This window comes from Pseudomonas sp. NPDC086278 (genome assembly GCF_050280905.1).
Classification (GTDB): domain Bacteria; phylum Pseudomonadota; class Gammaproteobacteria; order Pseudomonadales; family Pseudomonadaceae; genus Aquipseudomonas.
This window is the reverse complement of sequence record NZ_JBNNWE010000174.1, coordinates 1-5,003: the sequence shown is the minus strand read 5'-3', so window position 1 is coordinate 5,003 and position 5,003 is coordinate 1. Positions and strand designations below refer to the sequence as shown.

At 59.4% G+C, this 5,003-nt stretch carries 4 protein-coding genes and 2 pseudogenes; all 6 read left to right on the top strand.

The annotated features are described in order from the left end of the window. The first annotated feature begins 85 nt into the window (after positions 1-85). Entirely contained in the window at positions 86-916 is an 831-nt protein-coding gene (gene fleN / locus ACQKP4_RS28310) for a flagellar synthesis regulator FleN (RefSeq protein ID WP_003222917.1), read from the top strand. Further along, positions 913-1,653, top strand: a complete 741-nt coding sequence (gene fliA, locus ACQKP4_RS28305; RefSeq protein ID WP_427637343.1) for an RNA polymerase sigma factor FliA — start codon at positions 913-915, stop codon at positions 1,651-1,653. The genes fleN and fliA overlap by 4 nt, the downstream gene beginning before the upstream one ends. A gap of 167 nt (positions 1,654-1,820) precedes the next feature. Further along, positions 1,821-2,192: a chemotaxis response regulator CheY gene (locus ACQKP4_RS28300; RefSeq protein ID WP_003183998.1), complete on the top strand. Its 372-nt coding sequence runs from the start codon at positions 1,821-1,823 to the stop codon at positions 2,190-2,192. Between the two features lie 22 nt (positions 2,193-2,214). Next, entirely contained in the window at positions 2,215-3,003 is a 789-nt protein-coding gene (locus ACQKP4_RS28295; protein WP_427637342.1) for a protein phosphatase CheZ, read from the top strand. A 53-nt stretch (positions 3,004-3,056) separates the two neighbouring features. Beyond that, positions 3,057-4,907 (top strand): annotated as a pseudogene (locus tag ACQKP4_RS28290) (chemotaxis protein CheA); the annotation flags it as partial. Then, a pseudogene (locus ACQKP4_RS28285) lies at positions 4,903-5,003 on the top strand (hypothetical protein); the annotation flags it as partial. The pseudogenes ACQKP4_RS28290 and ACQKP4_RS28285, both read left to right, overlap by 5 nt.

Below are 5,003 nucleotides of genomic sequence, written 5' to 3'. Positions count from 1 at the left end.
CAAGGAAAAACAACCAATAAAACGTTAAACAACACGCAAACATAAATGACCCCTACGTCTATGCAAGACAAGGTAAAGAAATAACATGGGCAGCATGCATCCCGTACAGGTGATCGCGGTGACCGGCGGCAAAGGTGGCGTCGGCAAGACTAACGTGTCAGTGAATTTGTCGCTGGCCCTGGCTGAGCTCGGCCGTCGCGTCATGCTGTTGGACGCCGACCTGGGACTGGCGAACGTCGACGTCCTGCTGGGGCTGACCCCCAAACGGACCCTGGCCGATGTGATCGAAGGCCGCTGCGAGCTGCGCGATGTGCTGTTGCAGGGCCCTGGCGGCATCCGTATCGTTCCCGCCGCGTCCGGCACCCAAAGCATGGTCCACCTGAGCCCGGCGCAACACGCCGGCCTGATTCAGGCGTTCAGCGACATCGGCGACAACCTCGACGTATTGGTGATCGACACGGCCGCGGGTATTGGTGATTCGGTGGTCAGTTTTGTCCGCGCCGCGCAGGAAGTGTTGCTGGTGGTGTGCGACGAGCCGACCTCGATCACTGACGCCTACGCGCTGATCAAGTTGCTGAACCGCGACTACGGCATGAACCGCTTCCGCGTCCTGGCCAACATGGCCCAGAGCCCGCAGGAAGGTCGCAACCTGTTCGCCAAGTTGACCAAGGTCACCGACCGCTTCCTCGACGTCGCCCTGCAATACGTCGGCGCGGTGCCGTACGACGAAAGCGTACGCAAAGCCGTGCAGAAGCAGCGTGCCGTGTATGAAGCCTTCCCGCGGTCCAAGTGCGCCCTGGCGTTCAAGGCGATCGCGCAGAAGGTCGATACCTGGCCGTTGCCTGCCAACCCGCGCGGGCACCTGGAGTTTTTCGTCGAGCGTCTCGTGCAACAGACCGCAGGACCCGTCCTATGACAGCCAGTGGCTACAACCTCTACAAGAAGTCGGCACGTGACGCGCAGTACGAGCTGATCGAGCGTTACGCGCCACTGGTTAAACGCATTGCTTACCACTTGCTGGCCCGTCTGCCGGCCAGTGTTCAGGTTGAAGACCTGATCCAGGCCGGGATGATCGGCCTGCTTGAAGTGTCGACCAAATACGACGCCAGCAAAGGCGCGAGTTTCGAGACGTACGCGGGCATACGAATCCGCGGCGCGATGCTCGATGAAGTGCGCAAGGGGGACTGGGCGCCACGCTCGGTCCACCGAAATACCCGCATGGTCAGTGACGCAATTCGCTCTATTGAAGCTAAAACCGGTCGTGATGCTAAAGATCACGAGGTTGCGGCCGAACTTGAATTGAGTCTCGACGATTATTACGGGATTTTGAACGACACCCTGGGCAGCCGCTTATTCAGTTTCGACGACCTGTTGCAGGACGGCGAACACGAAGGGCTGCACGAGGATGGCGCCAGTGCACATCTGGAACCGTCACGCGATCTGGAAGATGAACGCTTCCAGGCTGCGCTGGCGGACGCGATTGCCAATTTGCCGGAGCGTGAGCGACTGGTGTTGGCGCTGTACTACGACGAAGAGCTGAACCTCAAGGAAATCGGTGAGGTCCTGGGGGTCAGCGAATCGCGGGTCAGCCAGTTACATAGCCAGTGCGCGGCCCGTTTGCGGGGGCGTTTGGGGGAGTGGCGAGCGCGCTGAAGGCAGTGTGGGGACACTGCGAACGAGGCTGGTGTGGTGGTGAACTGCGCCGGTCTCGATCTGCTGTGCTCCAGACAGTCATCGAGTGTTTTGCCGGATTGATTGAAATGGCGCGTCCAGGTGCTGGGCGCGTTTAAGACTGCTTGGAGGTCGAATTGGACAAGAACATGAAAATCCTCATCGTTGATGACTTCTCAACGATGCGGCGGATCATAAAAAACCTGTTGCGTGACCTTGGGTTCACCAACACGGTCGAGGCTGACGATGGCACCACTGCCATTCCGGTACTCAACAGCGGGAGCATCGACTTTCTGGTAACGGACTGGAACATGCCTGGCATGACCGGTATCGATCTGCTGCGCCACGTGCGCGCCGATGAAAAGCTCAAGCACTTGCCGGTGCTGATGGTGACCGCTGAAGCCAAGCGCGAGCAGATCATCGAAGCGGCCCAGGCCGGTGTAAACGGCTATGTGGTCAAACCCTTCACGGCCCAGGCGTTGAAAGAAAAAATCGAGAAGATTTTCGAACGCATCGGTTGATCCACTGCGCCACGGGGGAGCTATGGAGCATAAAGAATCTTCACAGGGCGATTTTGAATCGACCCTGAAAAAACACGCCGTCGAACTGGTCGCAAGCCTTGAAAAAGGCAGGTTCGGTGATGCTGTGCAACTGATCCATGAGCTCAATCAGACCCGTGACCGCGGCCTGTATCAGGAAGTGGGCAAGCTCACTCGCGAGTTGCACAGCGCGATCGTCAATTTCCAGATTGACCCGAACATGCCGCAAGCCGAGGAAGTGTCCCAGATCACCGACGCCACGGAACGCCTGGGCTACGTGGTCAAGCTGACCGAGGCGGCGGCCAACCGCACCATGGACCTGGTGGAAAACGCCACGCCGCTGGTCAACAAACTGGGCGAAGAAGCCCAGGCGTTGAGCACGGACTGGGGCCGGTTCATGCGTCGCGAAGTCGGAGCTGAAGAGTTCCGCGAGCTGGCGCGCCGTGTCGACGGTTTCCTGACACGCAGCAGCGAAGACAACCGCACGGTGTCGAGCAACCTCAACGACATCCTGCTGGCCCAGGATTACCAGGACCTCACCGGTCAGGTGATCAAACGCGTGACCCAGTTGGTCACCGAAGTTGAAAGTAATCTGCTCAAGCTCGTGCTCATGGCCAGTCAGGTAGACCGCTTTGCGGGTATCGAACATGACCGTGATGCGATGCTGGCTGAAAAAGATCCGCAAAAACATCTCTCTCAGGGTGAAGGTCCGCAGATTCATGCCGATAAAAGAGAAGACGTTGTGTCCGGTCAGGACGATGTGGACGATTTGTTATCCAGCCTAGGATTTTAGAGTTTTAGCATTTTAGGTTTTTTAGGTTTTTAGACCTCAGGAGCACCCCCTTAATGAGCTTCGGCGCCGATGAAGAGATCCTTCAGGATTTCCTGGTTGAGGCCGGCGAGATTCTAGAGCAACTGTCCGAACAGCTGGTCGAGCTTGAAAGCCGACCGGATGATGCGGATTTGCTCAATGCAATTTTTCGCGGTTTTCACACTGTAAAAGGGGGCGCCGGCTTCCTCCAGCTCAACGAGTTGGTGGAGTGCTGTCACATCGCCGAGAACGTGTTCGACATCCTGCGCAAGGGTGAGCGTCGCGTCGACTCGGAACTGATGGACGTGGTTCTGGAAGCGCTGGACGCGGTGAACAGCATGTTCAGCGAAGTCCGCGAACGTAGCCCGATCACCGCGGCCACGCCTGAATTGCTCGAGGCTCTGGCCCGATTGGCCGAACCGCAATCCTCCGATGAAACGGCGCCGGTTGCTCAGCACGCCGAAGAGCCTGTGGCCGAAGCCGAATCAGGCGACATCACCGATAACGAATTCGAACAACTGCTGGACTCGCTGAACGCCGTCAAGGCTCAGGCTGAAGCGCCGGCCGTTGCCCCTGTGGCTGCCGCCGATTCAGCGGCCAGCGACGAAATTACCGATGCCGAGTTCGAGTCGTTGCTCGATCAGTTGCACGGTAAAGGTCAGTTTGCCGTCGATGCCGTCGTTGCGGCGTCAAGCGCACCGGCTGCGCCGAAAGCGCCAGGCGACAGTTCCGACATTACTGACGATGAATTTGAAGCACTGCTCGACCAGCTCCACGGCAAGGGCAACTTTGCGGTCGACGCGCTGGAATCGGCCATTGCTTCGGCACCCGCTTCGGCGGCGCCAACCTCTAAAGCCGCTGGCGGTGACCTGATCTCCGATCACGAGTTCGAATCACTGCTCGACGAATTGCACGGCAAAGGCAAGTTCACCGAAGTCGGCACCGGCGCAGTGGTGACTTCTCCCGTCGCCAAGACTCCAGCCGCGGCAGCGAAACCTGCGGCCAAGGCCCCTGAGCCAAAAGCGGAAGCGCCAAAACCGGCCGCTGCGGCTCCGGCTCGCGCACCGGCCGCGCCGCCAGCGGAAAAACCGGCCAGCGAAGCCGAGACCACCGTACGGGTTGATACCGCGCGCCTCGACGAAATCATGAACATGGTCGGCGAATTGGTGCTGGTGCGTAACCGTCTGGTCCGCCTGGGCGCCAACAGCGCCGATGAGGCCATGTCCAAGGCTGTTTCGAACCTCGACGTGGTCACGGCCGACCTGCAAACCGCGGTCATGAAGACCCGGATGCAACCGATCAAGAAAGTCTTCGGGCGCTTCCCGCGTCTGGTTCGCGACCTGGCTCGCCAGCTCAAGAAAGAGATCAACCTGGAACTGGTCGGCGAAGAAACCGACCTCGACAAGAACCTCGTCGAGGCCCTGGCCGACCCGCTGGTCCACTTGGTGCGCAACGCGGTCGACCACGGCATCGAGTCGCCGGAAGAACGCGAAGCCTCGGGCAAGTCCCGCGGCGGCAAAGTGATCCTCGCGGCCGAGCAGGAAGGCGACCACATCCTGCTGTCGATCTCCGATGACGGCAAGGGCATGGACCCGAACGTCCTGCGTTCCATCGCGGTAAAACGCGGTGTGATGGACAAGGACGCGGCGGATCGCTTGAGCGATACCGAATGCTACAACCTGATTTTCGCCCCGGGGTTCTCGACCAAGACCGAGATCTCCGACGTGTCGGGCCGTGGCGTGGGCATGGACGTGGTGAAAACCAAGATTTCCCAGCTCAACGGTTCGATCAACATCTACTCGGCCAAGGGCCAGGGTTCGAAGATCGTCATCAAGGTGCCGTTGACCCTGGCGATCATGCCGACGCTGATGGTCATGCTGGGCAACCATGAGCGAAATGCGCCGCCTGGATGAGACCTACAAACGCATCGTCATTGCCGGTGGCGGGCAGATCGGCGAGCGTCTGGCCGAAGCCATCGAAAG

Bases quoted from the DNA above. Each gene is read 5' to 3' on its own strand.
- fleN (WP_003222917.1), top strand. From the start codon at position 86: ATGGGCAGCATGCATCCCGTACAGGTGATCGCGGTGACCGGCGGCAAA.
- fliA (WP_427637343.1), top strand. From the start codon at position 913: ATGACAGCCAGTGGCTACAACCTCTACAAGAAGTCGGCACGTGACGCG.
- ACQKP4_RS28300 (WP_003183998.1), top strand. From the start codon at position 1,821: ATGAAAATCCTCATCGTTGATGACTTCTCAACGATGCGGCGGATCATA.
- ACQKP4_RS28295 (WP_427637342.1), top strand. From the start codon at position 2,215: ATGGAGCATAAAGAATCTTCACAGGGCGATTTTGAATCGACCCTGAAA.